Source organism: Streptomyces sp. NPDC042102 (assembly GCF_055582305.1).
The window spans coordinates 577,436-594,402 of sequence record NZ_JBVJDL010000004.1 but is presented as its reverse complement, the minus strand read 5'-3'; the positions used below and the strand labels follow the sequence as shown (position 1 = coordinate 594,402).

Here is a 16,967-nt window from a genome sequence, read left to right as displayed (position 1 = left end):
TCCGACGGGTGAAGTGAAGCGCACCTTCCGGCGAGGGGCAAAGGCTGCAACGGGGACCGTTGTCATTCCCCATAAGACCGTTCTGACCTGCGGTTATGCCGGGTCGGACGGATCGTGGGAAAATCTGTTCATGGTCCAGCGCCCCGGCGTACCGACCGCGCCCGAGCTCGTGATGGAAACCGACAGGGGCTCCACCGTGATGACCCCGGGCCGGACCTATCACGTCGGCCGCGACCCCCTCTGTGAGATCTGCCTCGACGACGCGCGCGTCTCCTGGCACCACGCGATCCTGCGTCCCGACGGCGACCACTGGACCGTCGAGGACGAGGACAGCACCAACGGCACCTGGGCCGACGGCCACCGCATCCACGCGTGGGACGTCGGGCCCGGCAGCGAGCTCCGCTTCGGGAGCGTGACCGACGGCCCGCGCGCCGTCCTGGCGGCCCCCGCGCCCCCACCACCGCCGCCCCCGCCCCCACCGTCGTTCCCGCCGCCCCCGCCGAGCGCCCCCGCGGCGCACACCGGGGCCGGCGCACGCCCCTCCGTGGTCCACGCGCCCGCGCTCACCGGCACCTTCCGCGCCCCCACCTCGGTCCGCCCGCTGCCCGCCCGAACCGCCGCCCGCACCTCGATCCGGATCGGCCGCGCCGCCGACAACGACCTCGTCGTCGACGACCTGGTGGTCTCCCGCCGGCACGCCGAGCTGCTCGCCCTCGCCGACGGCGGATACGAGATCGCCGACCTCGGCAGCCACAACGGCACCTATCTGAACGGCTCCCGCGTGACCCGCGCCAGGGTCGTAGACGGCGACATCGTCGGCATCGGCCACCGCGACTTCTGCCTGGTCGGCGACCAGTTGCAGGAATACGTCGACACCGGTGAGGTCTCCCTCGACGTACAGGACCTGGCCGTCACCGTCGACCACGGCCGCAAGACCCTGCTCGACCACGTGTCCTTCCCCGTCGGCGCCAAGTGCCTGCTCGCGGTGGTCGGCCCCAGCGGCGCCGGCAAGTCCACCCTGCTGGGCGCGCTCACCGGCCTGCGCCCCGCCGACCACGGCACCGTCCTGTACGACGGCCGTGACCTCTACCGCGACTACGCCGAACTGCGCAGCCGGATCGGCCTGGTGCCGCAGGACGACATCCTGCACTCCCAGCTCACGGTCCGCCGTGCCCTGTCGTACGCCGCGGAACTGCGCTTCCCGCAGGACACCGCCGCGGCCGAGCGCGAGGCGCGCGTCGACGAGGTGATCCGCGAACTCGGCCTGGAGCAGCGGGCCGGCCAGCCCATCCACAGCCTCTCCGGAGGCCAGCGCAAACGCGTCTCGGTGGCGCTGGAACTGCTCACCAAGCCCTCGCTGCTCTTCCTCGACGAGCCCACGTCCGGACTGGACCCCGGCATGGACCGCTCGGTGATGCACATGCTGCGCGGCCTCGCCGACGACGGCCGTACCGTCATCGTCGTCACCCACAGCGTGCTGAGCCTGGACGTGTGCGACCGCCTGCTGGTCCTGGCCCCGGGCGGGCGCATCGCGTACTACGGACCGCCGGAGAAGACCCTCGGCTTCTTCGGCTTCGACCAGTGGCCGGAGGCCTTCGAGGCCTTCGAGAACCAGCGGGACCGGGACTGGGCGGGGGAGTACCGTGCCTCGCCCTTCCAGCGGCGCTACGCCGACAGCGCGGCCCACGCCGCCCGGCGGCCGGTCCCGGCCGGCGCGCCCGCCCGCCCGGACGGGACGGCGGGCGGCGCCGACGCGGCGCCGTTCGTGGCGCCGCCGCCCAAGGCCCAGAGCTGGGGCGCCCAGCTGCGTACCCTGATCCGCCGGTACGCGGCCGCGCTCAGTGCCGACCGGACCTTCCTCGTCGTCATGGTCGCGCTGCCGTTCGTCATGGGAGCCATGGCCCGGGCGCTGGCCAGGCCCGAGCTCACCGCCGAGACGGCCACGAGCGCCCTGCTGATCCTGTGCGTCGGCGGGGTCCTGACGGGTGCGGCCAACGCGGTCCGCGAACTCGTCAAGGAACGGGTGATCTACCAGCGCGAACGCGCCGTCGGGCTGTCCCGGTCGGCGTACCTGATGTCGAAGGTGGTGGTGCTCGGCGCGATCACCGTCGCCCAGGCGATCGTCCTCACCCTCGTCGGGCTGGGCGGCATCCCCCTCAACGCGCCGGGCGGCAAGGGCGTGGTGATGCCCCCACTGCTCGAGATCACGCTGGCCGTCGCCCTGCTGTCCTTCACCGCGATGATGCTCGGCCTGCTGGTCTCCGCCCTGGTCCGCAAGGAGGAGGTCACCATGCCGCTGCTGGTCCTCCTCGCCATCGTCCAGGTCGTCTTCTGCGGAGCCTTCCTCAAGCTGGCCGGGGTCCTGGCGCTCGAACAGCTCGCCTGGCTGGTGCCGGCCCGGTGGGCGCTGGCCGCCATGGCGGGCACCGTCGACCTCGCCGCCATCGTGCCCGGCAAGATCACCGCCGATCCGCTGTTCGCGCACGCGCCGGGTGTGTGGCTGTTCAACCTCGGCATGCTGGTCCTGTTGTCCGTGCTCTTCGGCGTGGTGGTGGCCCGGCTGCTGCGCCGCCACGAGCCCGCCATCATGCGAAAGCAGTGAGGCGATGACCTCTCCCGGCACCGACTCCTCCTCCGGCGCCCCCGCGGGCACCGGCTCGGGCGCCCACTCCGGCCCCGGCATCGGCTCCGCCTCCGGTGTGGGTTCCGCCACCGGTATCGGCTCCGGCTCCGGTGTCGGTTCCGCCTCTGCCATCGGTTCCGCCTCCGGTGCCGGCATCGGCTCCGGCGCCGACTCCGGCCTCGAATCCCCGCCCGGATCCGGATTCCGGCCCACGCACATCGTCCCCCGCGAGGGCCTGCCCGCCTGGGAGGCCCCGGACGTCACCCGGCCCACCGTGCCCCTGGACGCCTTCCTGCCCGTGCAGGTGCTGGCGCGCCGCGGCGAATGGGCCGAGATCCTGTGCGCCAACGGCTGGTCCGCCTGGGTGGACGGACGGCTGCTGATCTCCGTCCCGGAGCCGCCGCCCGGCGGCGCCGGGACGCCGGCCCGCACCGAGGACCCGCGCCCGCTGCTCGCCCGGTCCGCCGAGGCGCTGGCGCGCTACCGGCGGGCCGCGGACGACCTCGCCGCCGGGCGCGCCGACGGCGAGGCCTTCCGGCGGGGCACCCGGGGCCTGCGTGCCGGGGTGGTCGTCGACGGCGAGTCCGTATGGCTCTACGACGAGGCGGGCGGCCGCTGGATGTACGGCGACGGGCAGCGGCTCAGCGTCTACGCGGTGGCGGCGGTCGCCGGCGGCCCGGGCAGCGCCGAACACGAACGGGACCCGGTGCCCGGAGCCCCGGAGCCCGCCGGTGCGGGGTCGTCCGCCGACGCGGGCCCGGCCGGCACCGCCGCGGCCCCCGCGACGGCGACGCCCGCGGCGACGGCGCCGGGTGATCCCGCGTCCGCCGCACCGGCCGGGCCCGCCCCGCCCCCGGCGCCGGACACGGCCCCCGCCCCCGGGGACCCCTCGCCGTCCCCGCACGCACCCACACGGATCGTCCGGCCGGGTGAGTCCGGGTGACCGCGCCCTCACTTCCCGGCGGCGGTCCCTCGGACCTCGCGGGCCGGCGGATCGCGGGTTTCGAGGTGATCAGCGAGATCGGGCGGGGCGGCATGGCCGTCGTCTACAAGGCCCGTGACCTGCGCCTGCCCCGTACGGTCGCACTGAAGCTGCTCGCCCCCGAGCTGGCCCGCAACGACACCTTCCGCCGCCGCTTCGTCCACGAGTCCGAGGTCGCGGTCGCGCTCGACCACCCGCACATCGTGCCCGTGTACGACGCCGGCGAGTCCGAGGGCCGGCTCTACATCGCCATGCGGTACGTGCCCGGGCAGGACCTGCGCAGCCTGCTGGCCCGTACCGGCCCGCTGCCGCTGGCCAGGGCGGTCGGCATCGCGGGCCAGGCCGCCTCCGCGCTCGACGCGGCCCACGAACACGGGCTGGTCCACCGCGACGTGACGCCCGGCAACATCCTGATCGACGCGGGCACCGACAGCGACCGGCGCGAGCACGTCTACCTGACCGACTTCGGCCTCACGAAGAAGTCCCTCTCGCTGACCGGGCTCACCGCCGTCGGCCAGTTCGTCGGCACCCTGGACTACGTGGCGCCCGAGCAGATCTCCGGCAAGCCGGTCGACGCCCGCTGCGACGTGTACAGCCTGGCCTGCGTCGTGTACGAGACCCTCGCGGGCAGCCCGCCCTTCCGGCGGGACGACGACATCGCCCTGCTGTGGGCCCAGCAGTACGACCCGCCGCCCCCGCTGACCTCGCACCGCCCCGACCTCCCGCACGCCGTGGACGAGGTGCTGGCCAAGGCCCTGGCCAAGGCGCCGGAGGACCGCTGGTCCAGCTGTCTGGAGTTCATCGCGGCCCTGCGCCGGATCGAGGCCCCCGACGACCGGGCCGACACCACCGGGCCGCCGCCGTCCCCGCCCCCGCCTCCGCCCGAGGGCCCGCCGCCCCCGCCGCCCGACTGGGCGCTGCCGGTGTTCCGGTCCTGAGCCCGCGTGACCGGGCCGCCCCGGCCGGTCAGTGGTGCTTGGCGCGGTCGAACCAGATCGTGGCCAGCGTCGGGAGCAGCCCCGCCCAGAACAGGACCTGCGGCCCCGTCCGCTCGGTCCACGGCACCTGCGAGATCAGCAGGGCGCACAGCGTCGCCCAGGCCGCCTGGCCGACCACGGTCCGGGCCCAGCCGCTGCGCCGCACCAGCGACCACACGTTCCACTGGACGCCGGCGCGCAGCCCCCGGTAGCGGCGCCAGGCGCCGAAGCCCCAGATCGCGCCCATGACGACGAGCACCCACAGCCGGTTGCCGAGCGGCACCGGCAGCTCCCGCACCGCCTGACCGGCCTCCGGGAACACATTGATCATGACGCCGGCGGCCGCCAGGCAGGCCAGCGCCAGCCAGCGGACGCCGCGCAGCAGCCGGTAGGTGGCGGCGTCCAGGCCACGGCGCATCCCGGGGCTGTCGGGGATGACGGCGAGCGCGTCGGCGTACACCTCCGCGGCCCGGGCGGCCGTGGTGCCGGGCCGCTCGGCCTCGCGACCGGACAGCAGCGCCACGGCCCGGCCGTCGGTCGGGTCGAGGCGGGCGACCTGTTCCAGCGCCCAGTAGAAGGTCTCCTGGTCGGAGACGGCGGAGGACGCGGTCCACAGCGCGGTGTAGGCCTCCACGCTCTCCGGGTCGAGCCGGACCGCCTCGCGGGCGTGCGCCATGGCCTCCTCGCCGCGGCCGGGGGCGAACGTCAGCAGCTCACCGAGCAGCGCGTGCGCGTAACCGGCCTCCGGCTCCAGGCGCAGGACCTCGCGCAGGCAGTCCTCGGCCTGCCGGCGGCGCTCCGTGAGGTCCAGGTGCGTGGCGCGGCGCAGCGCGTGGGCCCGCATGTGGAGCGCGCCGGTGTCCTCGGGGGCGATCCGTACCGCCTCGTCGAGGGCGACGAGGGCCTGTTCCGGGTTGTCGGCGCCCAGTTCGCAGCGGCCGAGCTTCACCCAGGCGCGGACGTCCTCCGGGTCCTCGGCCAGACGGCGGGCCAGCAGGGCCCTGGCCTGGTCGTATCGCTTCAGTTCGAGCAGCGCGTCGGCCTGTTCGACGGCCGGGTGCAGGGTCACAGCGGGTGCCTTTCCACGGTTGCGCGGCCGGGCCGTCGGTGCACCCGTCCGCGTCCGTGATCATACGGACGTTCGGACCCCGGTTCCGTTCAACGGCCCTGCGGCGGCGCACCGGAGGGAGCCGGCGGGGTGCCCTCCACCTCTCCGCGGCGGTGTACCGGCCGGGCCGCCAGGGCGCCCAGGAACCCGGCGAGCGCGCCCCACAGCAGGGCCAGCCCCACCGTGCGCCACAGCACGGGGCGCAGTTCGACCGAGCCGCCGAGGCCGTCCACGTCGCCGATGCCCAGCAGGGACAGGCCGAACCGGGCCTGCACTCGGCACAGCAGACACACCGTCAGGACCCCGAGGGCCAGGGCCACGGCCAGATGGAGGGCGTGCCGCCACGGCCGTACGTGCGCGGGGGAGCGTACGGCCATCAGGAAGCCCGCGGCCGGCAGCAGGACCGCCGCGACGGCCACCAGCCACCAGGCCCGGGCGTCGTGTGCGGCGAGCGAGCCCACGTCGACCGTGGACAGGTCGGGGGTGCGCAGCACCTGGTCCAGGACCTGCGGCACCGGCAGCCCGAACGGGCCCTCGACGCGGCCCTGCCAGGCCCCGCCGAACCCGAGGGTGAAGGCGACCCAGACCAGGTTCGGCAGCCCGAGCAGCAGCACGGCCAGGGTCCGCGCGGGGTGGTCCTGGGTGCCCGCCACGACCAGGCCGGCGACGACGCCCAGGGCGACGTACGCGAGCAGCAGCGCGACCGTGGCGAAGGCGGCCGGGCGGACCGCCTGGTGGAAACGGACCAGCGGTGCGGGCAACGGGGCGCGCCGGGAGACCAGCAGGGCGATCAGCAGCAGGCCCACGATCCACAGCAGCCCGTAGCCGAGGGTGGCGGGCAGGTCCGCGCGGAAACCCACGGTGGGAGTGGAGTCGAGGAGCTCTCCGATCTCGCCGATCGGGGAGCCACCGGGCAGCAGGCCGAAGGTGTGGTGCGCGAACAGGGCGCAGCCGGCCAGCGCCAGGAGCCAGAACAGCACCAGCGGGGCGGCCCTGGCCAGGAGTTCGCGGGCGGTGGTCACGGCCCGGTTGTGCAGCGGACGCAGGAAGCACAGGCCCGTCACCAGCGCCCCGGCCAGGCTCACGGACAGCGGCAGCACCGAGAGCGAGGCCTCGGCGCCCGCCAGCAGCCCGGCACCGCCGGAGACGTCGACCGCTCCGCCGGCCGCCATCACCACGACGGCGGCGACCACTTCGGGGAAGGCCCCGCCGGGCAGCCCGGCCGCACCGGCGCAGGCCAGTCCGGCGGCGGCGACCGCCGTCATCACGACGAAGCCTGCCAGTACCGCTACGAGGGCGTCCCGCCATGCCCTCGCGGAATCCCCGGACGTCCGGTTCACGCAGCCACGGTAGGCAGCCTCCGCTTGCGGCCACCACCGCAGGGGCGCACAGAATGGTCCGCGGGAGTGATCGAGATCCCCCGAGATCCCCCGAGACCCCGCTCCGTGCCCCGATGGCATGACCGCACACGTGGCCCGGCGGCTCGTCCGCGGCTGGTGTCCCCCGACCGGGAGAAGGAGCGCCCGTGACCACGCAACCGTCCGGCCCACCGGCGTCCGAGCCCCCCACGGGACCGCCCTCGGGACCTGCCTCGGGATCGCCCTCGGGACCTGCCTCGGGACCGCCCTCGGGCCCGCTCTCCCACGACCGGCTGGGAGCGCCCCCGCCCGAGCCCCCGCCGCCCCCTCCGCCACCCCCCGGGGGCGGCGGCGGTGACGGAGGAGGGCAGGAGCCGCCCCCGCCGCCTCCCGAGCCGGACGGGGGCGTGCCCTGGTGGCAGTCCTGGCCCTGGATCGCCGTCGGCGTCGCGATGCTCGTCGCCGTCGTCGCCCTGATCGTGATCCTGACCCGGTCCCCGGGCGCCCCGCCGGAACGGCCGCCCTCTCCGTCGCCGTCTCCCTCGCCCTCGCCCTCGCCGACGGTGACCGAGACGGCCTCGGAGCCGGTCACACCGTCGGTCACGCCGTCGGAGTCCGAGCCGTCGTGGACGCCGGTGCCGACGTACTCCGCACCCCAGGTACCCACCCCGCGCAGAACGGTCCCGGAGACGCCGAGGCCCAAGCCGCCGACCACACCGACGTCCAAGCCGCCGATCACGCCCAAGCCCAAGCCGCCGACCACACCGACGTCCAAGCCGCCGATCACGCCCAAGCCCAAGCCGCCGACCACACCGACGTCCAAGCCGCCGACCACGCCGACGTCCAAACCGACGTCCAAACCGCTGACCACGCCGACACCCACCTCGAAGGGCCTCTACGGCGCCCCGTAGAGCGCCGCCCCGCGCCTCAGACCGGGCCGCCGCGTTCCACGGCCGCCGCCACGTCCGCCAGGTCCTTCGCGACGGCCTTGGCCACCGCCTTCGTCCCCAGCCGGTTCAGCAGCCTCATGAAGAGGCCCGGCCGCCGCCCGGTGGTGGCCGGCCGCGCCGAGAACGTCATCCGGACGGTCGTACGGCCCGGGGCGCGTTCCGAGAGCCGGAACTCGGAGACGTAGTGCATGCCGGCGTTGTCGGCCTCGGCCACGTACCGTACCCGGTCGTCGCACGCCGTCACGTACATCTCCTCGGTGGCCTGTTTGCCGAACATCCGGCGCGTCTCGCGCCAGCGCGTGCCCACCCCGAACGGGCCCGGGGTCAGCACCTGGACCGCGTCGACCCCGCTCAGCACGCCCGGCATTCCCTCCAGATCCGTGATCGCCCGCCACACCCGCTCCGCCGGCGCCGCGATCTCGCGCTCCACCACGACCTCAGGATTTTCCATGCTCCGGATTGTCTCCCTCCGTCCCCCTTCCCGCGCGCGGCACCGCACGGATCGGTGAGACGCTTGGCTCATGGCCGACAGGTCGGACTCCCAGGAGGTCGAGTGGCCCGCCCGGCCGGACCTGAGCCTCGCGCTCAACCGCATGGGCACCTTCGACTGGGACCTCGACAGCGGGCAGATGCATCTGGATCCCACCGCTCTCGAGGTCTTCGACCTGCGCCCCGACGAGTACGCCGGCACGCCCGAGGGGCTGCGCACCCGGATCCCGCCCGGCGAGGAGGCCCGGCTCGACGCCCGCGTCGCCCAGGCCCTCAAGGACGGCCGCAGCGAGTACGGCGCCTACTTCCGCATCCGCCGTCGCGACGGCTCCGCCCGCTGGACCCACATCCAGGGCCACATCCGGCGCGACCGCACCGGCCGCCCGTACCGGGTCATCGGGATCGTCCGCGACGCGGCCCTCGACCCGCGCGAACCGGGCGCCCGCAGCGAGGCCGACGAGGGCCGGCGCCGGATGACGGGCGTCGTCGAGCGGACCACCGCGATCCTGGCCCACGCCCGCACCGTCAACGACGTCACCGACATCCTCAAGGACCCCGAGGCGCTGGGCCATCTGGGCGCGGTCAGCGTGATGCTGGGCATCGTCGACGGCGCCCGGGTGCACCTGGTGGCCGAGGGACAGCTCGGTACGTACGTACCGGAGATCGAATACACGCGGATCGACGCCGAGTTCCCGATGAGCCAGGCCGTGCGCTACATGCAGCCGGTCTTCCTCACCTCCCGCGAGGAGTTCGAACACCGCTACCCGCTGCTGTGGCCGTACATCGAGCCGCTCTCCGTGCGCAGCGGCGTCTACCTGCCGCTGATCGCCCAGGGGCGGGTGATCGGGGCCATCGGGCTGCTCTACACGCGCGAGGGCGACTTCACCGCCGAGGAGAGCAACGTCCTGGTGGCGCTGAGCAGCGGTATCGCGCAGAGCCTGCAGCGGGCCATCCTGTTCGAGCAGGAGCACGACCTCGCCGAGGGGCTGCAGCGGGCCATGCTGCCGCGCCGCATTCCCGAGATCCCGGGCGTGAAGATCGCCGTGCGCTACCGGGCGGCCCGGATGGGACGGGACATCGGCGGCGACTGGTACGACGTGGTCCCGCTCGGCGAGGGCCGGGTCGGCGTGATGATCGGCGACGTGGAGGGCCACGACACGGACGCGGCCGCCGTGATGGGCCAGCTGCGCATCGTGATGCGGGCGTACGCCACCGAGGGACACACACCGGGCGCCGCGATGGCCCGGGCCTCCACCTTCCTGCGGGACCTGGAGACGGAACGCTTCGCGACCTGTACGTACGCACAGGTGGACCTGAACACCGGGACCGTGCAGCTGGTCCGCGCCGGCCATCTCGACCCCGTGGTCCGGCGCGGTGACGGCACCTGCCACCGGGTGGCCGTCGCGGGCGGGCTGCCGCTCGGCCTGCCGGCGCGCGTGCGGACCGGCACGGGCTCGGGCTATCCGGTCACCACCTTGGAACTGCACCCCGGCGACACGCTGCTGCTGTGCACGGACGGCCTGATCGAACGCCCGGGCGGCGACACGGAGGAGGGCATGCGCGCGTTCATGGAAGCCGCCCGGCACGGGCCGACGGAGGTCGAGGAACTCGCCGACGTGCTCTGCGACCTGGTCGGTGACGCCGGCGGCGGCGACGACATGGCGCTGCTCGTCCTGCGCCGCCGCGGTACGCCGGCCCCGCGCGGCGGCGGCCCGCTGCGCCAGCACCTGGTCCCGGGCGACCAGGAGGGTCCGGCGGTGGCGCGGCACCTGATCCGGGCCGCGGCGGCGGCGTGGGGCGCGGGCGACCGGGCGGACGCCATCGAACTGGCGGCGGACGAGCTGATGACCAACGCCCTGGTCCACACCGACGGCGACGGCCACGTGACGCTGCGGCTGACGGCCGAGGACCGGATCCGCGTGGAGGTCGAGGACACCTCCAGCGCGCTGCCGCGCCGCAGGGACCCGGGCGACTGGGCGGTGTCGGGCCGAGGCCTGCTGCTGGTGGACCAACTGGCGGACGCGTGGGGAGTGGAGCCGAGGGGCGGCGGCAAATGCGTGTGGTGCGAATTCGCGGTGACGGACACGAAGCCGCCGGCCGCGGCCGCGGCCGCCCTGCCCGGGGCGGCGGCCCCGACCTGACGACCGTCCTCCGCCGGCTCGCACGCCCCCGCGTTTCGCGTACGAGGCCCGTGGTCAGAGGGTGACCAGGGTGACCTCGGTCGCCTTCACGCTCGTCCACACGGTGACGCCGTCGGCGAGGCCGAGGTCCGCCGCCGCGCCTGGCGTGATCTCCGCGACCAGGTCGGGGGCCTCGGACGAGGCCGTCAGCACCCGCAGCCGGCTGCCCACGACCGTGATCTCACGGACGGTGCCCGGCCAGACGTTGCGCGGGCTGCCCTCCGGGCGCCGGCGGTGCAGGGAGACCGCCTCGGGAGCGATGATCGCCAGCGCCCGGCCGCCCTCGGCGGTGCCGGCCGGCAAGGGGTCGGCCACGACGAGGCGGCCGCCGCCGTCGAGCGCGAGACCGTCCGGTCCCACCGTCCCGGTCCAGGCGTTGCGGCCCAACATCCGCGCCACCCACGGCGAGCGCGGATGGCGCGCCACCTCGGCGGGCGCGGCGTCCTGCAGCGCGCGGCCGTCGGCGAGCACGAGCACCCGGTCGGCCAGCGACACCGCTTCGACCGGGTCGTGCGTGACGATCAGGCAGACCCCGCCGAAGCCGGACAGGTGCCGTCGCAGCATGTGCCGCACGTGCGCCCGCGTGGTCTGGTCGAGCGAGGCCAGCGGCTCGTCCAGGAGCAGCAGCCGGGGCCGGGCGGCCAGCGCGCGGGCCAGGGCGACCCGCTGGGCCTGACCGCCCGACAACTGCGCGGGCCTGCGCAGCGCGAGATGGCCGACGCCCAGCCGGTCCAGCCACTCCTGCGCCTCCCGGCGGGCCTCGGCACGGGCCACACCACGGGCGCGCAGCCCGTACGCCGTGTTGGCGAGCGCGGTGAGGTGCGGGAAGAGCGCACCGTCCTGCGGGACCCACGCCACGCCGCGCCGGTGCGGCGGCAGCGCCGTCACCTCCGTGTCACCGAGCCGCAGTTCGGCGTGCGCGCGGGGGGTCAGGCCCAGCAGCGCCCGCAGCAGCGTGGTCTTGCCGGCCCCGTTCTCGCCGACCACCGCGATGGTCGTCCGCGGTTCGGCGTCCAGGGTGAGCCGGTTGAAACCGGTCACCTCGGCGTGCAACGACCAGGTTCCGGCCGTGGTCCTCGTCGCCGGCACCGCCTCCGGCGCCGATTCCGCCTCCGGCTCGGCCGCCGGTTCCTCCGCCACCGGCGCGGGCGTGCGCGGACGGGCGGCGGCGGGCGTACCGGTCCAGCGGCCGCGCAGCGCGATGAGCACGCCCATGGCGATGGCCAGCAGCAGCAGCGACAGCGAGGTGGCCGCCTCCGGCTGGTCCTGGAGCAGCAGGTACACCTGGAGCGGCAGGGTCTGGGTGGTGCCGGGCAGGTTCCCCGCGAAGGTGATGGTCGCGCCGAACTCCCCGAGCGCGCGCGCCCAGGTGAGCGCCGCGCCCGCGATCAGACCGGGCGCGACCATGGGCAGGGTGACGGTGAGGAACACCCGTAGCGGCGAGGCGCCCAGCGACGCGGCGGTCTCCTCGTAGCTCGGCCTCAGGCCGCCGAGCGCCCCCTCCAGGCTGATGACCAGGAACGGCATCGCGACGAACGTCGCCGCGACGACGGCGCCGGAGGTGTGGAACGGCAGCGTGATGCCGAACGTCCCCTCCAGCCACGGCCCGAGCAGCCCGCGCCGCCCGAAGGCGAGCAGCAGCGCGACACCGCCGACGGTGGGCGGCAGCACCATGGGCAGCAGCACCAGTGAGCGCACGAGCGCCTTGCCCTTGAAGTCCACCCGCGCCAGCAGCCACGCGAGCGGCACACCCAGCAGCAGCGACAGCGCCAGCGCCCAGCAGGACACCAGCAGGGAGAGCTTGAGCGCCTCGACCACACCGGGCGTGGTGAGATGTGCGCCCAGCTCACCCCACTCGGTGCGGACGAGGATCCCGATCAGCGGCAGCAGCAGGAACGCGATCGCGAGCAGCGCGGGCAGCGCGAGCGCGACGGGGGTGCGGGTACGGAGTCTGCTCATGGAGGTTCCAGGGGACGAGGGGGAGGGCGGTGGCGGCCGCCGGTGGCCCGGGGCGGAGGGCGCGGCGACGACACGGAGGGACTGCCTGTCCCCCCGGTGCAGGCAGTCCCTCCTTCCCGGCGACCGGGAGCTCAGCGGTTACGGCTGCTGGAACCCGGCCTCCTGGAGGATCTTCTGCGCCTCCGGCGTGCTCAGCCAGGCCACGAACGCGGCGGCGGCGTCGGCGTTCTTGGAGCCCTTCAGCGAGGCGGCCGGGTAGGAGGCCACGGCGTTCTGGTCGTCGGGGATCTCCACGGTCTCGACCTTGTCCTTGGACTTGGCGGAGTCCGTCTTGTAGACGAGACCGGCGTCGGCCTCGCCGAGCTCGACCTTGGACAGGACGGCGCGCACGTTCGGCTCCTGGGACACGGGCTTCACCGTGACGCCCTGCTTGTCCAGGATCTCCTTGCTGTAGCGGCCCACCGGCACCTCGGGGGCGGCCAGGACGACCTTCAGCTTGGTGTCGGCCAGGTCCTTGAGCGCGCCGATCTTGTGCGGGTTGCCCTTGCCGGCGGCGATGACCAGGCGGTTCTTGGCGATGATCTTCGGGTCGTTGGTCTCGGCCTTGAGGCCGTCCATCGTCTTGGTGTCGGCGGTGACCAGCGCGTCGGCCGGGGCGCCCTGCTTGACCTGCGCGGCGAGCTCCTGGGAGCCGGCGAAGGAGAAGGTGACCTTGGTGCCCGGGTGCGCCTTCTCGTACGCGGCGCCGGCGGCCTTGAAGACGTCGGTGACGGAGGAGGCGGCCAGGACGGTGAGGTTGGCCGCCTTGACCTCGCCGGAGGCGGAGGCGGAGCTGCCGGTGGACGGTGCGGCGGCGTCCTGCTCGCTGTCGTCGCTGCCGCAGGCGGACAGCGGGACGAGCAGGGCGGCGGTGGCGACGGCGGCCGCGACGCGGCGGCGGGAGACGGTGACGGACACGGTGGTGCTCCTCGGGTCAGGGTGGAGACCCGCGCCGGTGACGGGCGGAGCGGGTGGGGACGACGTGTGGGCGGCGGTGGCCACACGGGCAGCGGGTGCCGCGGTGCACGGCGAGCGAGTCGTGGCGGGGGCGGCGTACGGCCGCACGGGAGCGGCCCGGGCGGCCGGATGACTCTTCGGCCGGGTGGCCGGGTGGCCGGGTGGCCGGGTGACCCGCCCGCGGGGCGGGCTACGTACGGTCGATGTGCACGCTGGTGGACTTCACGCGGGCGGTGGCCTGCATGCCGACCTCCAGGCCGAGCTCCTCCACGGCCTCGCGGGTCAGCAGCGAGACCAGCCGGTGCGGACCGGCCTGGATCTCGACCTGCGCGGCCACGTCGCCGAGCTTGACGGCGGTGACGATCCCGGGGAAGGCGTTGCGCGCCGAGGTGTACGGCTCGTCGTCCTCGGTGTGGGCGCCCTGGCCCACCTCGACGGAGAAGGCGGCCAGGTCACGGCCGTCGATGAGCCGGCGGCCGCTGTCGTCGCGGTGGGTCGCGACGCGGCCGGCGTCGGCCCAGCGGCGCGCGGTGTCGGGGCTGACGCCGAGCAGACGCGCCGCCTGACCGATGGTGTAGGACTGCATGCGCGCCAAGGTAGGCGGGTATCGGCCGCATCTGCAACTCTCTGGGCGTGAACTACATGGCAGTTGCCACGCTGATTGTCGTATCCGCCAAAAACGATTTCCGGTGACGCGCGACGTGCTCGCTAGAGTCGGGGCATGGCTGATGAGGGAACGGCGGGTGCGAGCGCGCGCGTGGACAGCTGGATCTGGTCGGTACGCCTGACCAAGACCCGCTCGGTCGCGGCGACGGCCTGCCGGGCGGGACACGTGAAGGTCAACGGCGAGCGCGCCAAGCCGGCCCAGCCGGTGCGCGCGGGCGACGAGGTCCGCCTCTTCCACGCGGGGCGCGAGCGGATCGTGGTGGTCCGGCGGGTCGTGGCCAAGCGGGTGGGCGCGCCGGTCGCGGCGGAGTGCTTCGTCGACAACAGCCCGCCGCCCCCGACCCGGATCGAGGCGGAGGCGGTGGGCCTGCGCGACCGCGGGGCGGGCCGCCCGACGAAGCGCGAGCGCCGGGAGATGGACCAGCTCCGCGGCCGCTGACGGCGCGGGCCCGGCGGCAGGTCAGCCGGGTCAGTAGGTGACGGTGATCCGGCGGGCCGGGGCGTCGACGCGGACCGTGCCGCCGTACGGGATGACCAGCTGCGGGTCGGTGTGCCCGAGGTCCACGTCGAAGACGGCGACGGCGTCCGGGGCGTACGCGGCCAGGGCGCGCAGGACGGCCTCGCGCTGCTCGGCGGCGTACCGGGCCTTGGCCTCGTCGTCGTTGCGGCGGTCGAGGGACCAGGCCTTGGGACGGCCCATGAGCAGCGCGGGGAACTGCCGCAGCAGGCCCCGCTCGCCCATGCAGCGCAGGATCCGGAACACCTCCTCGGCGGCCGGCAGCTCCTCGGAGGTCTCCAGGAACAGCACGCGGCCGGCGTACGCCTCGCTCTCGCGCGCGATGCCGCGGTCGGCCATCAGCAGCCAGGCCAGGATCTCCACGTTGCCGCCCCACGCGCGGCCCTCGACGACGCGCTCGGGCCCGTGCCAGGTCCAGCCGGCAGCCGGCTGGGCGTCGGGCTCGGCCGTGAAGGTAGCGGGGTCGGCCCAGTCGCGGTCGGTGTCGCCGTAGCGCTCGGCGGGGCGCAGCTCGTAGGGGCCGGGGGTGAAGAGGGCGGCCCGCAGCGACTCGGCGGTGTGCGGGTGGAGGCGGTGGGGGCGGCCGAGCGCGGTCATGACGCTGCAGCCGTGGAAGCCGACGATGCCGAGGGCGTCGAGGAACACCAGCAGGTTGGTGTTGTCGCTGAACCCGAAGAACGGCTTGGGGTGGGACCGGATCAGGTCGGCGTCGAGCAGGGGGAGGACGGTGATCTGGTCGTCGCCGCCGATGCTGGAGAAGACGGCCGCGATGGAGGGGTCGGTGAACGCGGCGTGGATGTCGTCGGCCCGCTCGCGGGCGGTGGCCCCCATCTTCCGGGTCGTCGGATACTCCACGGGCTCCAGCCCGAACTCCTCGCGCAGGCGCCGCAGTCCGAGTTCGTAGGGGAGCGGGAAGAGCCCCGGCAGCCCGGCGGAGGGCGAGATGACGGCGACCCGGTCACCGGGCACGGGCTTCGGCGGGTACACAGGTGTGATCATCCCGCGAGCCTAGGGCCTGTCGTCGATCTCCCGCCCGGCCCTTTCCGCCCCACCCCGCCCCTCCCAGGTCACCGGGGAGCGGCGGAGCGGGTTCCGGCCGCGCGGGTCAGATCTTGCGGTAGGCGTACGCCTCCGCCGCCGCCGTCGCGACCGCGTCCAGGTCGGCGCCCGCGGACGCCGCCACCACCGCGGCCACCGCGCCCTCCACGAACGGCGCGTCCAGGAGGCGGGAGTGCGGCGGGAGTTCGTCCTCCGCCAGGAGGGTCTTCACCGTCAGGACCGCGCTGCCCAGGTCCGCCAGCAGGGCCACGCCCGCGCCCCCGTCCACCGCACGGGCCGCCGCCAGGATCGCGTCCGCGCTCGTACCGAGGCCGCCGTCCGGCGTGCCGCCCGCCGGGGCGATCGCCGCGACCGGGGCCGCGGGGCCGCCCGCCGCCAGGCCGCGGGCCAGTTCGGCCACCGATTCCGCCACCCGCGCGCTGTGCGAGACCAGCACCACGCCCACCATGCTCACGCGTCCTCCTCCGCCACCGTGGCCAGCGCCCGCAGCAGCAGCGCCGACGACGTCGCCCCCGGGTCCTGGTGCCCGATGCTCCGCTCACCCAGGTAGCTGGCCCGCCCCTTGCGCGCCAGCATCGGTACGGTCGCCAGCGCGCCGCTCTCCGCCGCGTCGCAGGCGGCCCGGTACGACGTACCCAGCGCCGCCACCCCCGGCACCAGCGCGTCCAGCATCGTCTTGTCGCCGGGCGCCGCCCCGCCCAGCTGGGCCACCGCGGCCACCCCGGCGTCCAGCGCCCCGCGCAGGTCCTCGTCGGAGACCTCCGCCGCCGTGCCGAGCTCCTTGCCCGTGCGGCGCAGCAGCGTCCCGTACAGCGGACCGGACGCGCCGCCCACCGTGGAGATCAGGGTCCGCCCGGCCCGTTGCAGCACCTCGCCCGGCGTGCCGGCCGCGTCGTGGTCCTCCAGTTCGCCCCGCACCGCCGTGAAGCCGCGCAGCAGATTGCTGCCGTGGTCGGCGTCGCCGATGGGGGAGTCCAGCTCCGTCAGCCGGTCCGCCTCCCGGGCCACCGAGGCGGCCGCGGCCGCCATCCAGCGCCGGAAGAACTCCGCGTCACGCACCCGGTCTCCTCACGTCGTCACCGTCGTCGTGTCCTGCCGCCGGG

At 74.9% G+C, this 16,967-nt stretch carries 15 protein-coding genes; 6 read left to right on the top strand and 9 right to left on the bottom strand.

Annotation, left to right across the window (positions count from 1 at the left end; genetic code table 11):
• The first annotated feature begins 130 nt into the window (after nt 1-130).
• From ACZ6KO_RS20745 to ACZ6KO_RS20735, 3 genes are read left to right on the top strand one after another with little or no spacing between them, the layout of a single operon-like run.
• Nucleotides 131-2,602, top strand: a complete 2,472-nt coding sequence (locus ACZ6KO_RS20745) for an FHA domain-containing protein (RefSeq protein ID WP_469305453.1) — start codon at nt 131-133, stop codon at nt 2,600-2,602.
• Nucleotides 2,603-2,606: 4 nt separating this feature from the next.
• Nucleotides 2,607-3,566: a hypothetical protein gene (locus tag ACZ6KO_RS20740; RefSeq protein WP_469305452.1), complete on the top strand. Its 960-nt coding sequence runs from the start codon at nt 2,607-2,609 to the stop codon at nt 3,564-3,566.
• Nucleotides 3,563-4,543, top strand: coding sequence for a serine/threonine-protein kinase (locus ACZ6KO_RS20735; RefSeq protein WP_469305451.1), 981 nt, complete (start codon nt 3,563-3,565; stop codon nt 4,541-4,543). Before ACZ6KO_RS20740 ends, ACZ6KO_RS20735 begins: the two co-directional genes overlap by 4 nt.
• Nucleotides 4,544-4,571: 28 nt before the next feature.
• Here the strand turns inward: ACZ6KO_RS20735 and ACZ6KO_RS20730 are convergent, their stop codons facing one another.
• Together ACZ6KO_RS20730 and ACZ6KO_RS20725 are read right to left on the bottom strand one after the other, a co-directional pair.
• Nucleotides 4,572-5,651 (bottom strand): tetratricopeptide repeat protein, encoded by a 1,080-nt coding sequence (locus ACZ6KO_RS20730; protein WP_469305450.1) that lies wholly within the window; start codon nt 5,649-5,651, stop codon nt 4,572-4,574.
• A gap of 89 nt (nt 5,652-5,740) precedes the next feature.
• Nucleotides 5,741-7,030, bottom strand: coding sequence for a streptophobe family protein (locus ACZ6KO_RS20725; RefSeq protein ID WP_469305449.1), 1,290 nt, complete (start codon nt 7,028-7,030; stop codon nt 5,741-5,743).
• Nucleotides 7,031-7,455: 425 nt separating this feature from the next.
• Here ACZ6KO_RS20725 and ACZ6KO_RS20720 point away from each other — a divergent pair, with 425 nt between their 5' ends.
• Nucleotides 7,456-7,959 (top strand): hypothetical protein, encoded by a 504-nt coding sequence (locus tag ACZ6KO_RS20720; protein WP_469305448.1) that lies wholly within the window; start codon nt 7,456-7,458, stop codon nt 7,957-7,959.
• Between the two features lie 16 nt (nt 7,960-7,975).
• Here ACZ6KO_RS20720 and ACZ6KO_RS20715 read toward each other — a convergent pair whose 3' ends face one another.
• Complete coding sequence (locus ACZ6KO_RS20715) at nt 7,976-8,449, bottom strand: SRPBCC family protein (protein ID WP_469305447.1); 474 nt, start codon at nt 8,447-8,449, stop codon at nt 7,976-7,978.
• 70 nt (nt 8,450-8,519) lie between these two features.
• Between ACZ6KO_RS20715 and ACZ6KO_RS20710 the strand changes: the two genes are divergently transcribed.
• Entirely contained in the window at nt 8,520-10,628 is a 2,109-nt protein-coding gene (locus tag ACZ6KO_RS20710) for a SpoIIE family protein phosphatase (protein ID WP_469305446.1), read from the top strand.
• A gap of 54 nt (nt 10,629-10,682) precedes the next feature.
• Here the strand turns inward: ACZ6KO_RS20710 and ACZ6KO_RS20705 are convergent, their stop codons facing one another.
• The 3 genes from ACZ6KO_RS20705 to ACZ6KO_RS20695 form a co-directional block, all read right to left on the bottom strand.
• Nucleotides 10,683-12,626 carry an ABC transporter permease gene (locus ACZ6KO_RS20705; RefSeq protein ID WP_469305445.1) on the bottom strand — a complete coding sequence of 648 codons (1,944 nt, stop codon included), beginning with the start codon at nt 12,624-12,626 and terminating at the stop codon, nt 10,683-10,685.
• 138 nt (nt 12,627-12,764) lie between these two features.
• Entirely contained in the window at nt 12,765-13,583 is an 819-nt protein-coding gene (modA, locus tag ACZ6KO_RS20700; protein ID WP_469305444.1) for a molybdate ABC transporter substrate-binding protein, read from the bottom strand.
• A gap of 229 nt (nt 13,584-13,812) precedes the next feature.
• Nucleotides 13,813-14,208 carry a TOBE domain-containing protein gene (locus ACZ6KO_RS20695; RefSeq protein WP_401446388.1) on the bottom strand — a complete coding sequence of 132 codons (396 nt, stop codon included), beginning with the start codon at nt 14,206-14,208 and terminating at the stop codon, nt 13,813-13,815.
• Between the two features lie 135 nt (nt 14,209-14,343).
• On the opposite strand from ACZ6KO_RS20695, the gene ACZ6KO_RS20690 reads away from it, so the two are divergent.
• Nucleotides 14,344-14,727 carry an RNA-binding S4 domain-containing protein gene (locus ACZ6KO_RS20690; RefSeq protein ID WP_469305443.1) on the top strand — a complete coding sequence of 128 codons (384 nt, stop codon included), beginning with the start codon at nt 14,344-14,346 and terminating at the stop codon, nt 14,725-14,727.
• Between the two features lie 30 nt (nt 14,728-14,757).
• Here the strand turns inward: ACZ6KO_RS20690 and ACZ6KO_RS20685 are convergent, their stop codons facing one another.
• The 3 genes from ACZ6KO_RS20685 to dhaL form a co-directional block, all read right to left on the bottom strand.
• Nucleotides 14,758-15,804, bottom strand: a complete 1,047-nt coding sequence (locus ACZ6KO_RS20685) for a S66 family peptidase (protein WP_469305442.1) — start codon at nt 15,802-15,804, stop codon at nt 14,758-14,760.
• Nucleotides 15,805-15,910: 106 nt separating this feature from the next.
• Nucleotides 15,911-16,312 carry a PTS-dependent dihydroxyacetone kinase phosphotransferase subunit DhaM gene (locus ACZ6KO_RS20680; protein ID WP_469305717.1) on the bottom strand — a complete coding sequence of 134 codons (402 nt, stop codon included), beginning with the start codon at nt 16,310-16,312 and terminating at the stop codon, nt 15,911-15,913.
• Nucleotides 16,313-16,314: 2 nt separating this feature from the next.
• On the bottom strand, nt 16,315-16,923 hold the full coding sequence (dhaL, locus tag ACZ6KO_RS20675) for a dihydroxyacetone kinase subunit DhaL (RefSeq protein ID WP_469305441.1): 609 nt from the start codon (nt 16,921-16,923) through the stop codon (nt 16,315-16,317).
• Between the last annotated feature and the right edge of the window lie 44 nt (nt 16,924-16,967).